The sequence below is a fragment of the Stenotrophomonas sp. genome, assembly GCF_035634915.1.
GTDB lineage: Bacteria > Pseudomonadota > Gammaproteobacteria > Xanthomonadales > Xanthomonadaceae > Stenotrophomonas.
Window position 1 is genome coordinate 325,878 of the sequence record NZ_DASQCB010000018.1, and the last position, 15,446, is coordinate 341,323.

15 protein-coding genes are annotated in these 15,446 nt (G+C 67.9%); 5 read left to right on the forward strand and 10 right to left on the reverse strand.

Translation table 11 applies throughout. The features are described from left to right. Positions 1-67 precede the first annotated feature (67 nt). The 5 genes from VER16_RS14550 to VER16_RS14570 all read right to left on the reverse strand — a co-directional run bounded on the left by VER16_RS14550 (position 68) and on the right by VER16_RS14570 (position 4,455). Positions 68-646, reverse strand: a complete 579-nt coding sequence (locus VER16_RS14550) for a hypothetical protein (protein ID WP_324809325.1) — start codon at positions 644-646, stop codon at positions 68-70. 82 nt (positions 647-728) lie between these two features. Beyond that, positions 729-1,235: an RDD family protein gene (locus tag VER16_RS14555; protein ID WP_324809327.1), complete on the reverse strand. Its 507-nt coding sequence runs from the start codon at positions 1,233-1,235 to the stop codon at positions 729-731. 187 nt (positions 1,236-1,422) lie between these two features. After that, a complete protein-coding gene (locus tag VER16_RS14560; protein WP_324809329.1) occupies positions 1,423-2,124 on the reverse strand; it encodes a hypothetical protein in 702 nt (233 codons plus the stop codon). Positions 2,125-2,169: 45 nt separating this feature from the next. Further along, positions 2,170-3,321 carry a PilT/PilU family type 4a pilus ATPase gene (locus VER16_RS14565; RefSeq protein WP_324809331.1) on the reverse strand — a complete coding sequence of 384 codons (1,152 nt, stop codon included), beginning with the start codon at positions 3,319-3,321 and terminating at the stop codon, positions 2,170-2,172. Positions 3,322-3,417: 96 nt separating this feature from the next. Further along, positions 3,418-4,455: a type IV pilus twitching motility protein PilT gene (locus VER16_RS14570; RefSeq protein WP_004147099.1), complete on the reverse strand. Its 1,038-nt coding sequence runs from the start codon at positions 4,453-4,455 to the stop codon at positions 3,418-3,420. A gap of 87 nt (positions 4,456-4,542) precedes the next feature. Here VER16_RS14570 and VER16_RS14575 point away from each other — a divergent pair, with 87 nt between their 5' ends. Next, positions 4,543-5,220 (forward strand): YggS family pyridoxal phosphate-dependent enzyme, encoded by a 678-nt coding sequence (locus VER16_RS14575; protein ID WP_324809334.1) that lies wholly within the window; start codon positions 4,543-4,545, stop codon positions 5,218-5,220. A 15-nt stretch (positions 5,221-5,235) separates the two neighbouring features. After that, the gene (gene proC / locus VER16_RS14580) at positions 5,236-6,057 is read left to right on the forward strand and encodes a pyrroline-5-carboxylate reductase (RefSeq protein ID WP_324809335.1); all 822 of its coding nucleotides are present in this window, start codon (positions 5,236-5,238) and stop codon (positions 6,055-6,057) included. A 430-nt stretch (positions 6,058-6,487) separates the two neighbouring features. Here the strand turns inward: proC and VER16_RS14585 are convergent, their stop codons facing one another. Then, positions 6,488-7,360, reverse strand: a complete 873-nt coding sequence (locus VER16_RS14585; protein WP_324809337.1) for a LysR family transcriptional regulator — start codon at positions 7,358-7,360, stop codon at positions 6,488-6,490. A 96-nt stretch (positions 7,361-7,456) separates the two neighbouring features. Here VER16_RS14585 and VER16_RS14590 point away from each other — a divergent pair, with 96 nt between their 5' ends. Further along, entirely contained in the window at positions 7,457-8,059 is a 603-nt protein-coding gene (locus VER16_RS14590; RefSeq protein WP_164075571.1) for a short chain dehydrogenase, read from the forward strand. Between the two features lie 84 nt (positions 8,060-8,143). Here VER16_RS14590 and soxR read toward each other — a convergent pair whose 3' ends face one another. Further along, positions 8,144-8,578, reverse strand: a complete 435-nt coding sequence (soxR, locus tag VER16_RS14595; protein WP_324809338.1) for a redox-sensitive transcriptional activator SoxR — start codon at positions 8,576-8,578, stop codon at positions 8,144-8,146. Between the two features lie 82 nt (positions 8,579-8,660). Here soxR and VER16_RS14600 point away from each other — a divergent pair, with 82 nt between their 5' ends. Then, positions 8,661-10,028 (forward strand): MFS transporter, encoded by a 1,368-nt coding sequence (locus VER16_RS14600; protein WP_324809340.1) that lies wholly within the window; start codon positions 8,661-8,663, stop codon positions 10,026-10,028. On the opposite strand, the gene VER16_RS14605 is transcribed toward VER16_RS14600, so the two are convergent. Further along, positions 9,979-12,057 (reverse strand): alpha/beta hydrolase, encoded by a 2,079-nt coding sequence (locus tag VER16_RS14605; RefSeq protein ID WP_324809342.1) that lies wholly within the window; start codon positions 12,055-12,057, stop codon positions 9,979-9,981. The genes VER16_RS14600 and VER16_RS14605 overlap by 50 nt on opposite strands. Further along, positions 12,054-13,031 carry a DUF4105 domain-containing protein gene (locus VER16_RS14610; RefSeq protein WP_324809344.1) on the reverse strand — a complete coding sequence of 326 codons (978 nt, stop codon included), beginning with the start codon at positions 13,029-13,031 and terminating at the stop codon, positions 12,054-12,056. Before VER16_RS14610 ends, VER16_RS14605 begins: the two co-directional genes overlap by 4 nt. 174 nt (positions 13,032-13,205) lie before the next feature. Here VER16_RS14610 and VER16_RS14615 point away from each other — a divergent pair, with 174 nt between their 5' ends. Further along, the gene (locus tag VER16_RS14615; protein ID WP_324809346.1) at positions 13,206-13,610 is read left to right on the forward strand and encodes a GFA family protein; all 405 of its coding nucleotides are present in this window, start codon (positions 13,206-13,208) and stop codon (positions 13,608-13,610) included. A 281-nt stretch (positions 13,611-13,891) separates the two neighbouring features. Here VER16_RS14615 and VER16_RS14620 read toward each other — a convergent pair whose 3' ends face one another. Next, positions 13,892-15,409 carry an MFS transporter gene (locus VER16_RS14620; RefSeq protein ID WP_324809348.1) on the reverse strand — a complete coding sequence of 506 codons (1,518 nt, stop codon included), beginning with the start codon at positions 15,407-15,409 and terminating at the stop codon, positions 13,892-13,894. Positions 15,410-15,446: the final 37 nt, after the last annotated feature.

The window sequence follows — 15,446 nt, forward strand, 5'->3', positions numbered from 1 at the left end:
CGACGATACGCCCCTCCCCCTGCTGGATAGAACGACCTGGATGGCAGTCGGTCATGACTGGATTTCATCAATCCACTTCGCCTACTACAAACGCCACAATGGCGAGCAACAGCAGCGAACCACCGGCCAGCAGCACCAGAAAGTGCCAGACACCAAAGCGATCCATGCGCTCCATGTCCACTTTCTCATCCATGTGGTAGCGGCGCAGCAGACTGTTGACGGGCAGCAGCGGCACGAAGGTCAGCAGCGAGAGCAGGGAGCCGCCGCTGGGCAGGCGCCCGGCGAAATTGAGGAGGAAGAACAGCACCCCCAGCAGGCCCGGCGCAAATGCCAGCTGCCGCCGACGCGACTGGGCGATGTCGCGCAGGTCGCTGAAGCAGAAGAATGCCCAGATGGGCGAGAACAGTGCGCGCGCCCATGGCCACTGGGTGCCGCCGGTTTCGCGCTTGATGGCGCGCCAGTTCTGCCAGAACCAGTACAACGGGTACAGCCCCAGCGTGGCCAGCGACAGCGCGGCGATCTTCATCGTCGAGGGCGAGTAGTACACCGCAGCGGTGGAGACCTCGAAGCTGCGCGCTGCAGCAGGCAGCAGTGGTGGCGGCACGGGCGTCAACGCCGGCGCGCGGTAAGGGTCGTGCATGTCCATGTGCAAACGTTGTGTGGTGTGGTTGTGTGATCGCACCGGCAGGGTGCCGGCGTGGTTCAGGCCGGTTGCAGGGCCAACGGCATCACGCCTGCGCGGCACCCGGGCGCGACGCTCTGCGCACGCGGTCGATGTCTTCGCGAAGCAGCACGTAGGTATGGGCCATCATGTCGCCCAGGCGCTGGTGATGCTTCGATGCAAGCACCGCGATACCCGCCGGGATACCACCGATCAAGGCGGGGTTGACCTCGATCAGCCGCATCAGCGTGCGGATGATGGACTGCCCCCACGATGGCCGCGCGCCCTGCAGGTTCACCACCCGCGTGCCGGTGGCCAGCTTGCCCAGCGAACCACCCAACTGGGTTTCCATGACCGGGAAATAAGCCACGAGCAGCAGCAGCGACACGGACAGGAACACCTGCGCCAGTGACTCGCGCAGCAGGGCATTGGGGACGACGAAGATCAGCGCCAACGCGACAGAATCGATGATGGTGGCGAACCATCGGCGCACGATAAGGCCGGAGGAATATCCGGCGGCGATGGTCGCTGCCGTCGTTTGCCGGCCCTCGCTGTTGAAGGCGATGGCGGCCATGTCCACCGGCCCCTGGGCAGCAGGCAACGGCGGAGGCGCCGCAGTGGACGGCGCCCGGTACGGATCGTGCAATTCCATGTGCAACCCTGTGTGTCGCGCCGGCATGGTGCCGGCTCCCCCTGTCCCGCGAACGCGGTGACAGCGCGACTATCGCAGAGGCGCAGGAGCGGCGCCAGTGCTGCTCAACTCACCCCAGCGCCTGCAGGGCGTCGGTGCATCCGGCCAGCTCCGTCATCAGTCGCCCGGCGTTGCGGAAGGTTGGATCACGGGGTTCCCAACGGGTAAACAGTCGCTGCTCGCCGCCGCGCAGCGACTCGAACGCCCACGTCGAACCATCCAGACCGAACCGTTCGTCCTCGCCCTGCATCGCGGCGAACGCGGCAACGACGGATGCCCATTCGCGCTCGCTCAACGCACGCGGCGGCGGACATGCCCAGCGGGTGACGTCCGGTTCTTCGAACCCCGGTGGACGCGGTGGCTGCAGGTGCGGCTCCAGCCCCGGGCCACCACGGGCAATGATCCACGCCTGCCCCGCCGCATTGCGCTGCGCACGTACGGTGATGCCGGAGAAGAACGCGGGAATCCAGGCAAAGCGGTAGGCCTGCACAGGCAGGCGTCCGCATCGGAACGAGGGCTCGGGCAGCCCATCGATCCAGCGCAGCTGGCGCACGTAGTCGGTCGTGCTTGAAGCATGGAAACCAGGGAAAGGCGGCAGTTCCCTTTGGGCCGGCAGCAATATCTCGGCCTCCGGCACATACCACTGCTGTGCCTGCGGATCCTCGCAGTTCTGGGCCACAGGCGCGGGCGCCGCGGCCGATGCCGGCGTCCGGCTGCAGGCCGGCTGCAGCAGCGCGGCCGCCATCAGGATCACCACCACCATCGCACGCATGCCGCCCTCCCTGGCGTCAGGGGCGCCCGATGGCACCCGTGGCGATCAGCGGACCTCGGAAATCTCCACGCCATCCAGGCCCTGCGACAGCGTGCGCGCATCACCGCCCTGGCTGAGCTTGATGCGCAGGCGCACTTCGTTCTGCGAATCGGCGTAACGCAGCGCGTCCTCGTAGCTGATCTCGCCGGCCTGGTACAGCTCGAACAGGCTCTGGTCGAAGGTCTTCATGCCCAGCTGCACCGATTCCTTCATCAGCTCCTTGAGCTTGTGGATCTCGCCGTCGCGGATGTAGTCCTGCACCAGCGGCGTGCCCAGCAGGATTTCCATCGCCACCTTGCGCGAACGGCCATCGGGCGAAGGAACCAGCTGCTGCGCGACCACGCCCTTGAGGTTCAGCGAAAGATCCATCAGCAGCTGGTTGCGGCGGTCTTCCGGGAAGAAGTTGATGATGCGGTCCATCGCCTGGTTGGCGTTGTTGGCATGCAGGGTGCACAGCACCAGGTGGCCGGTTTCGGCGAAGGCGATGGCGTGGTCCATGCCCTCGCGGGTGCGCACCTCGCCGATCATGATCACGTCCGGCGCCTGGCGCAGGGTGTTCTTCAGCGCCGCTTCCCAGCTGTCGGTATCGATGCCGACTTCGCGCTGGGTGATGATGCAGCCCTCGTGCTTGTGCACGAATTCGATCGGGTCTTCGATGGTGATGATGTGGCCGGTCGAGTTCTGGTTGCGGTAACCGATCATCGCCGCCAGCGAGGTCGACTTGCCGGTACCGGTGGCGCCGACGAAGAGGATGATGCCGCGCTTGGTCATCGCCAGCGTCTTGATGATCGGCGGCAGGCTCAGCTCTTCCACGGTCGGAATGCGCGTTTCAATACGACGCAGCACCATGCCGACCTGGTTGCGCTGGTAGAAGCAGCTCACGCGGAAGCGGCCGACACCGGACAGGCCGATGGCGAAGTTGCATTCGTGGGTCTTCTCGAACTCCTCGCGCTGGGCCGGAGTCATCACGTTGAGGACCAGGTCGCGGCTCTGCTGCGGGGTCAGCGGCGTCTGCGTGATCGGCGAGATCTTGCCGTTGACCTTGATCGCCGGCGGCATGCCGGCGGTGATGAACAGGTCCGAGGCGCGCTGGTGCGCCATCAGCTTGAGGAAGGAGGTGAAATCGATGGTGCTGGCAGTACTGGCGGTGCTGTTCATGGCGGGCTCCCAATGGGCATGTGCCAGAAATCGGTCGGTGGACTGGACATCGCGGGACGGCGGCATGCACGCGCGCCGCCCCGGCATTGCCCCGCCTTACTCGAACAGACGCTTGTCCTTGGCGTACTCGCGCGCCTGGTTGCGGGTGATCAGGCTGCGCTTGACCAGGTCCTGCAGGTGCTGGTCCAGGGTCATCATTCCGTACTGCTGGCCGGTCTGGATGGCCGAGTACATCTGCGCGACCTTGTCCTCGCGGATCAGGTTGCGGATGGCCGGGGTGCCGACCATGATTTCCCACGCGGCGGTACGGCCGCCGCCGACCTTCTTCAGCAGCGCCTGCGAAATGACCGCGCGCAGCGATTCGGACAGCATCGAGCGCACCATCGGCTTTTCGCCGGCCGGGAACACGTCGATGATGCGGTCGATGGTCTTGGCCGCCGAGCTGGTGTGCAGGGTGCCGAACACCAGGTGGCCGGTTTCTGCGGCGGTCAGCGCCAGGCGGATGGTTTCCAGGTCGCGCAGTTCGCCCACCAGGATGATGTCCGGATCCTCACGCAGCGCCGAGCGCAGTGCTTCGTTGAAGCCGTGCGTATCGCGGTGCACTTCGCGCTGGTTGATCAGGCACTTCTGCGAGGTGTGCACGAATTCGATCGGATCCTCGACGGTGAGGATGTGGCCGTATTCGTTCTTGTTGATGTAGTCGATCATCGCCGCCAGCGTGGTCGACTTGCCCGAACCGGTCGGGCCGGTCACCAGGATCAGGCCCTGCGGCTGCTGGATCACCTCGCGGAACAGCGGCGGGCAGGCCAGGTCCTCCAGGGTGAGCACCTCGGAGGGAATGGTACGGAACACCGCACCGGCGCCGCGGTTCTGGTTGAAGGCGTTGACACGGAAACGGGCCAGCGACGGAATCTCGAAGGAGAAGTCGACCTCGAGGAATTCCTCGTAGTCGCGCCGCTGCTTGTCGGACATGATGTCGTACACCAGCGCATGGACCTGCTTGTGGTCCAGGGCCGGGATGTTGATCCGGCGAACATCGCCGTCCACGCGGATCATCGGCGGCAGGCCTGCGGACAGGTGCAGGTCGGACGCTTTGTTCTTTACGGAAAACGCCAACAGTTCGGCGATATCCATGAGCGGCTACTCCCCAATAACGGCTTCGACTGGAAGGATCTTTCCCCTGGCGGCAGTATAGCCTCCTGTCACACTGGAACGCGTTACGTGGCCACTGCCCTGCCCGAGATCCTGAGCAACCTGCACAACGCCGCCGAGGCCGCCGGGCGGCCACCGCCGCGCCTGCTGGCGGTTTCCAAGACCCAGCCGGCCGAGGGCGTGGCCGCCCTGGCCGCGCAGGGACAGCGCGCCTTCGGCGAGAACTACGTGCAGGAAGCCCTGGCCAAGATGCAGGCGCTGCAGGCGCTGGGGCTGGAATGGCACCTGATCGGCCACCTGCAGTCGAACAAGGCCGAGGCCGTGGCCAGCCACTTCGACTGGGTGCAGAGCGTGGACCGGCCCAAGCTGGTGACCGCCCTGGCCCGCCACCGCCCGGCCGGGCGCGCGCCGCTGAACGTGCTCATCCAGGTCAACATCGATGATGAGTCCAGCAAGCACGGCTGCGCGCCGCAGGACGTGGACGCACTGGCCGCAGCCATCAGCGCCGAACCCACGCTGTGCCTGCGCGGGCTGATGGCCATTCCCGCGCCGTGGCCGGAAGCCGAGCGCCGCCGCGATGCTTTCGTGCGCATGCGCACACTTTTCCAGACGCTGGCCGCGCGCCATCCACAGGTGGACACCCTGTCGATGGGCATGAGCAGCGATTACGCCGAGGCCATCGCCGAAGGTGCCACCCTGGTGCGCATCGGCACCGCCCTGTTCGGTGCGCGCCCGCGCCCAGCCTGAACCAAGGAATTGCGCATGACAGTTGAATCGATCACCTTCATCGGCGGTGGCAACATGGCCCGCAGCCTGATTGCCGGGCTGGTGCGCCAGGGCGTTCCGCCGGCGCAGATCCACGTGGCCGAACCGGTGGACGCACTGCGCGAGGCGCTGGCCGCTGATTTTGGCGTGCAGACCCACGAAAACGCCGCCGACGCCGCCGCGAAGGGGCAGACCTGGCTGCTGGCAGTGAAGCCGCAGGTGCTGCGCGCGGTCTGCCAATCGCTGCAGGCCCTGGCCCAGGCGCAGGCACCACTGGTGGTATCGATTGCCGCCGGCATCACCAGCGAGCAGTTGCAGCGCTGGCTGGGCGGTGCACTGCCGGTGGTGCGTGCAATGCCCAACACCCCTGCCCTGCTGGGCGCCGGCGTGACCGGCCTGTATGCCACGCCGACGGTGGACGCGCAGCAGCAGGCGCAGGCGGATCGCGTGCTGGCCAGCGCCGGCCGCACGGTGTGGATTGATGACGAGGCCTTGATGGATTCGGTCACCGCCGTGTCGGGCAGCGGCCCGGCGTATGTGTTCCTGCTGGCCGAAGCGATGGAGGCGGCCGGCATTGCCCAGGGCCTGTCGGCCGACGCGGCACGCACCCTGGTGGTGCAGACCCTGCTGGGTGCATCGCGGATGCTGGACGAAGCCGGTGAAAGCCCGGCCGAACTGCGAAGCCGGGTGACCTCGCCCAACGGCACCACCCAGGCCGCGATCGAGAGCTTCCAGGCCGATGGCTTCGAGACGCTGGTGGCCAGGGCGCTGCGCGCGGCGCAGCAGCGTGGGCGGGCGTTGTCGGCGGCGAATGATTGACCCGTCGCGGTCGGATCCCTTTGCCACCGCAAAGGGCCCTGACCCCTATGGGTGGAGCCTTCCCGGTGCACCGACACGCCGGCATCGACGTACGGCCTCGGTCCACCGGCCAGTAGATCCACGCCATGCGTGGATGGAACCTTCCCGGTGCACCGACACGCCGGCATCGACGTACTGCCTCGATCCACCGGCCAGTAGATCCACGCCATGCGTGGATGGAGCCTTCCCGGTGCACCGACACGCCGACATCGACGTACTGCGTCGGTCCACCGGCCAGTAGATCCACGCCATGCGTGGATGGAACCTTCCCGGTGCACCGACACGCCGACATCGACGTACTGCCTCGATCCACCGGCCAGTAGATCCACGCCATGCGTGGATGGAGCCTTCCCGGTGCACCGACACGCCGGCATCGACGCATGGCGTCGATCTACCCCAGGTGCTGCAGCACATACTCCACGAAGCACTGCAGCCGCGGGCGGGGCCGCCGGTCCGGCAGGTAGATCAGGTGCATCGGCCGCGGCTCCGGCACGTACCCGCGCAGCAGCGGCTTCAGGCGCCCCGCCGCGATATCCACAGCCAGCAGCGCGGTCGGCTGCAGAATCAGCCCCGCCCCGGCCACCGCCGCCTCGCGCAGCGCATAGCCATCGTTGCTGGCCAGCCGCGCATCCCAATCCACCTGTTCGCCATTGGCCAGCTGCCAACCATGGCCGCCGCGCCAAGCCAGGTGGCTCAGGCAGTCATGCCCGGCCAGGTCGGCGGGCGTGCGCGGCGTCCCGCGCCGGCGCAGATAGGCCGGTGACGCGCACAGGCTCATCGCATAGGGCGGCAGCGGACGCGCCACCAGTTCCTGCGAGGGCAACGGCCCGACCCGGATCGCCGCATCGAAGCCGTCTTCGATCAGATCCACGCGGCGGTTGCTGAGGTCCAGTTCGATGTTCAGCAGCGGCTGCGCGCGCAGCAGGCCCGACAAAAGCGGTGCCAGCACGCAGCTGCCCCAGGTGGTGGGCGCACTGATCCGCAGCAGGCCCTGCGGCTGCCGCTGCAGCCCGGCGACATCGGCCTCGGCCTGCTGCACCTGCTCCAGCACCTGCCGGCAGCCGGCCAGATAGGCCGCGCCCGCTTCGGTCAGCCGCTGGTGGCGGGTGTTCCGCTGCAGCAATGCGGTACCCAAGTGCGCTTCCAGCTGCTGGATGTATTTGCCGACCATCACCGCCGACACCTGCAGCTGCACGGCGGCGGCCGCGAAGCTGCCGTGCTCGGCCACGGCCACGAAGGCCTGCATGCAGCGCAAGGTATCCATTGCTAACCCTTGGTTAGGAATATGCGAATCATACGCCGCTTACCAAACCCATGTCCGACGGCGCAGACTGCAGTTCTTCCCCATGAGGACGCCACGATGAAGATCCTGCTTGTCGGTGCCAGCGGCACCCTCGGCCAGGCGGTCGCCCGCCACCTTGGCCAGCATCACGAGATTCTTGCCGCCGGCCGCCGCAGCGGCGCGCTGCGCGTGGACCTGGCCGACGATGAAAGCGTCTCGGCCCTGTTCGCGCAGACCGGCCCGGTGGACGCGGTGATCTCGACCACCGGCAACGTGCATTTCGGCCCGCTGCAGGCGATGACCGCCGCGCAGTTCAACAGCGGCCTGCAGGACAAGCTGCTCGGCCAGGTACGGCTGGCGCTGGCGGCACAGCATCACCTGACCCCGGGCGGCTCGATCACCCTCACCACCGGCATCATCAGCGCGCAGCCGATCCGCGACGGCGTCAACGCCACTGCGGTGAATCAGGCGCTGGAGGGTTTCGTGCGCGCCGCCGCGCTGGAACTCTTGCCGCGCGGCCTGCGCATCAACGCGGTCAGCCCGAACGTGTTGGCCGAGTCGCTGGCGTCCTACGGTCCCTACTTCCCCGGCTTCGAAGCCGTACCCGCGCAGCGCGCGGCACTGGCTTTCCAGCGCGCGGTGGAAGGCATCCAGAGCGGCGAAACCCTCACCGTCTGGTAGAAAAAGGGGACGGAGGGGATTAAGTCGTTTTTTCCTTTGTGCCGGGCATGGCCCGGCGCTACCGGAGGCTCCGTCCCCTTTTTGTCAGCCCCAGCGCATGGGGCCGTCGCCGCGTTCGCCGAGCACGTCGTCTGGGTTGGCCAAGCGGCATCGCTTCAGCGACAGGCAGCCGCAGCCGATGCAGCCGGTCAGTTCATCGCGCAGCAGTTGCAGCATGTGGATGCGCTCTTCCAGCTCGTGCTGCCAGCGGGCGGACAAGCGCGCCCAGTCCGCCTTGGTCGGCGCGCGGCCCTGCGGCAGGGTCTCGAACGCGCGCGCCACCGCTTCCAGCGGCATGCCCACCCGCTGTGCAACGCGGATCACCGCCAGCCGGCGCAGCACGTCGCGCGCATAGCGGCGCTGGTTGCCCGCCGTGCGCAGGCTGCTGATCAAGCCCTTGCGCTCGTAGAAATGCAGCGCGGACACCGCAACACCGCTGCGGCGGGCCACCTCGCCCACGCTCAGTTCCTGTTCCTGCATCGCTTGACCTCAACCATGGTTCAGGTGTCATGCTGCGTCCTTCGCCGCCGGATGACAAGCGCGGCCCGAGCATCTTCCCCGCATGAACACCCCCAGCGCAGCACCGGCGACGGCAACTCCGGCGCACGATTCCATCCTCTCCCCCGCCCACCGCAGTACCACCATCGGCATGGTCGTACTGGTCGCCCTGCTCGCCTTCGAAGCGCTGGCCGTGGCCGCTGCCATGCCCACCGTGGCCGAGGCGCTGGATGGACTGCGCCTGTACGCGCTGGCCTTCGGCGGCACGCTGGCCACCAGCGTGGTGGGCATGACCGTGGCCGGGCGATGGACCGACCGCAGCGGACCGGCCCGCCCGTTGTGGTGGGGACTGGCCTGCTTCGTGCTGGGCCTGCTGCTGGCCGGCCTGGCCACGCGCATGGGCACGCTGGTGGCCGGACGCCTGCTGCAGGGCTTGGGCAGCGGCGCGATCTCGGTGGCGCTGTATGTGATGGTCGGCCGCAACTATCCCGAGGCGCTGCGGCCGAAGGTGTTCGCTGCATTTTCGGCCGGGTGGGTGGTGCCGTCGATGGTCGGGCCGGCGCTGAGCGGCCTGATCGTGCAGCACCTGGGCTGGCGCTGGGTGTTCCTGATCGTGCCGCTGCTGGCGATCCCGGCAGCGTTGATGCTGCGGCCGGCGCTGGCGCGGCAAGCGCCCGTTGAAACCTGCGACGAGGACAGCAGCGGCGATGTCGTGCGCTGGGCCATCGGTGCATCCCTGGCTGCGCTGCTGCTGTATTTCGGCGGCCAGCAGCAGGGCGTGCTGGCGCTGGCCTGCATGGGCGTGGCGGTGCTCGGCCTGCTGCTGTGCGGGCACCGCCTGTTGCCTGCGGGCACGCTGCGCCTGCGCCGTGGCCTGCCCAGCGTGATTGCGCTGCGTGGCGTGGCGGCGGCAGCGTTCTTCGCCTGCGAAGCCTACCTGCCCCTGCTGCTGCAGCGCGAGCGCGGCTTGTCACCGAGCTGGGCCGGCGCCGTGCTCAGCCTGGGGGCGCTGGGCTGGTTCAGCGGCTCGTGGCTGCAGGGCCACCAGCAGCGCGGCTGGTCGCGGCAGCAGCTGCTGCGCGTGGGCACGGTGCTGATGACCCTCGGCATCACCGCCACCCTGGCCGTGCTGTTCAATGCGGTGCCGCTGCCCGTCGCGCTGCTCGGCTGGACCGTCACCGGATTCGGCATGGGCATGATCTACGCCAGCCTGTCGGTGCTCACGCTGTCACTGTCCGCGCCGCAGGAACAGGGCCGCAACAGTTCGGCGCTGCAGCTGAGCGAGGCCCTGTGCGTGGCCACCGCGCTGGCGTTGTCAGGGGCGCTGTTCGCGCTGTTCGTCGAACAGGCACCGCACACCGGTTATGTGTTGTGCCTGGCAATCACGGTGGGCCTGGCGGTGCTGGGCGCGGTGGTGGCGCGGCGGGTGTAGTGGCTGTCTGGGGTCGGATATCGGCCCCCACCTCATCAATGTCCCGGTGCAGGATGCGCCGCACTTCCAGCACCGCCTGCGGGCTTTCCTGCACGCTGTGCCCGGAGATGATCACCTTTTCCGACTGCGCACCGGTCAGGTGCGCGCTCCAGTACGGCACCAGGCCATCGTCGGATTTCTCCAGCGGCAGTTCCGGTTTGCGCTGGGCGATGATCGAGTGGTACTTCAGGCCCGGCTCGATCGGCAGCTGCGCGGCGGCCTTCACGAACGGGTCGCTGGCCTTGAGGTTGTCGATGCTGTTGGGGATCTTCGGCTTGGCGGTGCCATCCACCTGCTGCTCGGCCTGCGCCAGCGCCAGGAACACATCCTCGAACTTGCCCAGGATGGTCAGCGGCAGGCGCACCAGGCGGCCGATCAGGCGGCCGACCTTGTTGCCGGCGATATCGGTGCCCTGGTGCGGGGCGGCGATGAAGATCGCGCGCTCCACGTTCGGCTGCGCTTTGAAATGCAGCAGCGGTCCCAGCTTGCTCTGCACGCGCTTCAGGCGCTCGCCCTTCAGGTCATAGCTGGCCAGCAGATCGTTCCACAGCACATCGCCCGAATCGCTGACCAGCAGCCGCGCCAGCACACCGCCCATGCTGTGGCCGATGTAGACCATGTCCTTCGACGCGCGCGTGTTTCCGCTGGGGTCGAAGTGCTTCAACGTGTCGTTGAAGGCGTTGGCGATCTCGTAGCGGTTCAAGGCGATGGGCGCATTGGTCGGGTAATAGACCTGCCACACCTGGAACTGCCGGCGCAGCTCGGGGTCGCCCATGATCTCGTTGGCCAGGTTCACCCAGGCCTCCGGGCTGCTGGCCAGCCCGTGCAGCATGAAGATGATGCGGCGGTTCGGGTCCCACGGCTGCATCAGGTAGATGTGCGGCTCGCCGATGCCCTCGCTCAGCCCAAACAACGTGCGCAGCGACTGCGTGGCGAAGCCGCTCTGTGCCAGCCACAGGCCGTAGGCCGCGGTGAAGTTGCCGGCCAGCGGCACGTGTTCGCCATGCAGGGTGATGCGCTCGGTCGCTTCCGGCGAGTACGCATCCAGCTCGACCCGCCGCGTGCGCATCACATCGTCCAAGGTCTCACCCTGGAAGCGCAGCAGTGCGGTGACATTGATCGCGGACATCTCGCTGAACCCGGGCACGCCGTCGCCTCGACGATGACGACCACCACGTGCAGCCTCGTCCGCAACCTGGCCGGTTTCGGCCTTGGGGCCATCGGCCGCCACCACCGGCACCACCAGTTTCGGCCGGTCCATCATCATCACCAGTTCGGCACCGAAGCCATCGCGGCGGTAGGTGCTGCGCAGGCCGACAAAGCTGACCGTGCCGGCCGGCACCAGCTGCGAGGGGATGCTTTTCAGCGCCAGTTGCTGGTAGTTCGCCGCCAGCGTCCAGCTGCCGGCGGACATCGGCTGGGTGTAATCCTCGCCGGCCAGCGCCGCCGCACGGGCCCGCGCGAACAGCACCACGGCAGCCTTTTCCGCTGCGTAGTTGTAGTAATCGCGCACCTGCGTCTGCCGGTCCTCGAACGCGCGGTCCGAGGGCGAGCGGCCACTGAAGAACAGATACGCATAGCCGTAACGCGCCGCTTCCAGCCACGCATCGAGCGCGGCGTCGCTCATCGGTGGCTCGCCGACGGCGTGCTTCTTCGGGGTCAGTGCCAGCGCGGTCTTCACCCACAGCTCGGACAGCGTCGACAACCGCTGCTCGACGTTGAGGTCATCGGTCATCAGCAGCGTGCTGCGGCAGACCAGGAAGTCTTTCTCGCACTGCGATTCGTCCAGACCGGCGGCACTGAGCGTCTCGCGCGAGGCCGGGCTGAGCTTGCCGGTATTGAGCACGTCGGCACGCTTGTTCACCAGCGAATCGCTGGACGCGACCTGCTTGACGGTGACCATGGCACAGCCGCTGCCACCCAGCAGAACGAACGCAGCCAGCAGCGCCGGCAGCACGCGCTGCCAGCGGATCGGGAAATCGAGGGTCATTGCTGCGGGTCCTGCCCGGTGCCGGGAATACCGCAGCGGATGACGGTGGAATAGTTCTCGCCCGGTGCCATGTGCAGCGCGCGCTGGGTGATGCGGCCCTTGGCGTGCAGCTCGGCATACGGCACACCGGGCATCAATGCACCAACCTCCTGTGCATACTCTGCCAGATAGCCGGACAGCAGCAGGCGATAGTCCAGCGGCAGGCCGGGGGCGATATGCCGGGCCAGGTCGAACACGATCGTGGTGCAGTTGCTGGTGGCGGTGTTGTAGAACGCCGGCGCAGCGTCCAGCTGCTTCGCCTCATCGAGGTAGGCGGCGAACAGCGCCTTCAGCTGGCCGCGGTCCAGCCCATGCAGGCGGTACAGGTAGACATCCTCGCCACGGGCATTGGTGCGCGTGCGCAGGATGTCGGTCTCTTCCGAAGCGACCAGGGTCATCTCGAAGCGACGGAAGAAGCCACCCAGCGCCGAGAACGATTCGCCCTGTTCCTTGCGTATCTCCAGCGAGAACACCAGGTGGCGGCCATCGTCGAAACCGAACGAGACCAGGGTGTGGGCAATGGCCGGGCCCATCCAGTAGGACAGCACCAGATCGGCCGAGCGCAGCTGGTCCAGGTCGTATTCGCGGCGCACCCAGCGCGCGTCGTAATCGGTTTCCGTGCGCCAGGTGAAGTCACGCACGTTGTCCAGCACCACATGGCGTCCGTCGAAATAGGCCACATGCAGGCGCTGGGCAACGTCGTCGGCCCAGTCACGGTCCTGGCGCGGGGTCAGCAGCAGCCACCACGCGCCTGCCAGCACGACCGAGGCGAGGTAGAAACCGTTCCAGCGACGGCTGCGCCTGCCGCGCGCCACCGTCCAGGCCGCGTACAGCGCTGCCAGCAGCCACAGCGCGGCCACGCCCGCCGACAGCCAGCCGGGACCCGGCAACTGGTAGGCGAACAGACCGGCAACCCACAGCGCCAGCAGCGCCATGGCACATCCTGTCATCCAACGTCCTGCGGCTTTCACGGGCATCCTGTCGCGAGCGGGGGGCGGCATAGTTAGCCACAAGCCAGCTGACGCTGGCACCACCGGCGCATTCAGCAATGGTCCCCGGGCCCGCACGCCGGGCGCATACTGGGCGGGTCATCACACCCGGAAACCGCGATGGGAATCACCTCCGTAGCCGGCGTCGCCGTACAGCCCCGGCATCGCGCCACCTGCCATTGCGGGGCCATAGAACTGCTGCTGGACCTGCCCGACGGCATCGTCGAGCCGCGCCGCTGCGACTGTTCCATGTGCCGCCGCCGCGGTGCCATCGCCGCCAGTGTCAGCCGGCAGGGGCTGCAGCTGGTGCGCGGCCATGACCATCTTCGCCTGTACCAGTTCAACACCCACGTGGCCGAGCACTACTTCTGCGGCATCTGCGGCATCTACACCCATCACCGGCGCCGCTCCAACCCGGACCAGTACGGCTACAACGTCGCCTGCCTGGAAGGCATCGATCCCTTTGCGCTTGGCGTCATCCCGGTCAACGACGGGGTCAATCACCCAGCCGACCGCACGCCCTGATGCCGCGTGCGGCGCGCCGCCGGGGCGATCTTCTGCCACGGGGCCATGCCGCTGCGGCCTGCCCGTGCGGGACGCTTCAACCAGGGCCTGCGCGGCGGCAGCGGCGGTTCGACGGCCATCGGCGGCGGCAACGGACGGCGGCTGGGCCAGAGATGATCAAGCAGCCACATGGCAGATCTCCGTGGGGGACGGGGATGATCGACTCTAGGCGCGGGCCGGCATAGGCCGCGTGATCCCGCCACGACACCTGGATGACACCGCGCACACCCCGTGCCGACAGCTCATGCGCTGTCAGCAAGGTGGTGCTGCAGCCGCGCCGTACGGCCCAGCAACAGCTGCAGCAGCAGCGCGCACCCCAGCGTCAGCACGGACAACACGCGCAGCAGCGCGGCCAGGGCCTGGCCACAGGCCTGCTGCAACCCGGCCGCCGTCGCCTGCGGCAGCCACCGCTGTGCGCTGTGCAGATCACCGGTGGCCAGATACATCGATGCCGATGCTGTGGCGTGCGGCCAGGTCGCTGGCAGATGCCGTCCGATCAGCCCGGCCAGCAGCGCCGTCACCGCCGCCAGGGCAATGCCTTCACCGGCCACGCGCACCGTACCGAACATCCCGGCCGCCATGCCCGCGCGCTGCACCGGCACCACGCTGACCGACAGGCCGTCCATCAGGCCCCACGGCAGGGCGGCCCCCGCACCGATCAGCAGCAACGGGGCCATCCACTGCATCGGCACCGGCGTGGCCGCGTGCCTTGACAGCCACCACAGGCCCAGCGCACACAGCATCAGCCCCACCGTGCACAGCAGTGTGCTGCCGACATGCTGCGCCCAGCGCGCCACCAACAGCGGCAGCACCAGCAGCGGCGCCGACAGCGCCAGCATCTGCAGGCCAACGATGCCTGTCCCCTGCCCCTGCACACCCAGCAGCTGCAATGGCAGCACCACCAGCAGCACCACGTAGCCGAAACAGGTGGCCACCGGCAGCAGTTGCACGCCCAGGAAGGCGCGCTGCGAGAACAACGAGAGATCCAGCAGCGGCGTGGCCTGGCGTCGTTCGATCCCGACGAACACGCACGCCAGCAGCACGCAGATGGCGAACGCCCCCTGCACGCGCAGCGCGCCCATGCCGTGCTCACCCAGCCACAGCAGTGCCAGCGTCAGACTGGCCAACATCAGACTGAAAACCACCATGCCTGCTGCATCGAGTCGCACGCGCTCGCCGTGACTTTCACGCAGCACGCGCGCGCCGAGCAGACAGGCGAGCAACGCCAACACACCACTGGTGGCGAATACGCTGCGCCAGCCGCCCAGCTGCAGCAGTGCCCCGGCCAGCAGCGGCCCCAGTGCCAGCCCAGCACCAAAGGTGGTGCCAAGCAGGGCGAACGCGCGTGCCCGGCCCGGCCCCTGCCAGGCCTCGGCCAGGGCAGCCGTACCTGCGGCCAGCGCAGCAGCGGCGGCCATGCCCTGCAGGCCACGCGCGATGTCCAGCCAGAGCAGATCGGGCGCCAGGCAGACGCAGGCCGTGGCGGCGGCGAAGGCGGCTGTACCGGCCAGGAACACGCGGCGTCGGCCGAACCGGTCGGCCAGCGCACCAGCGGCCAGCAGCAGGCCACCAAAAGTCAGCATGAAGGCGTTGGTCACCCAGGCCAGGGCCTGCGGTGAAGCGCCGTGTTCCAGGCCCAGCGAGGGCACGACGATGGCCCCGGCGGAAAAAGCCAGCGGCAGGGCGAGTGCCGCCAGGCAGACGGCCAGCAGTGCGGCGTGGCCAGCGGGCGAAGACGCCGGAGTGGAACGAGAGGTCATACGGTCCTCCTTGGACGAAGGGCCGCGATGATGAGCG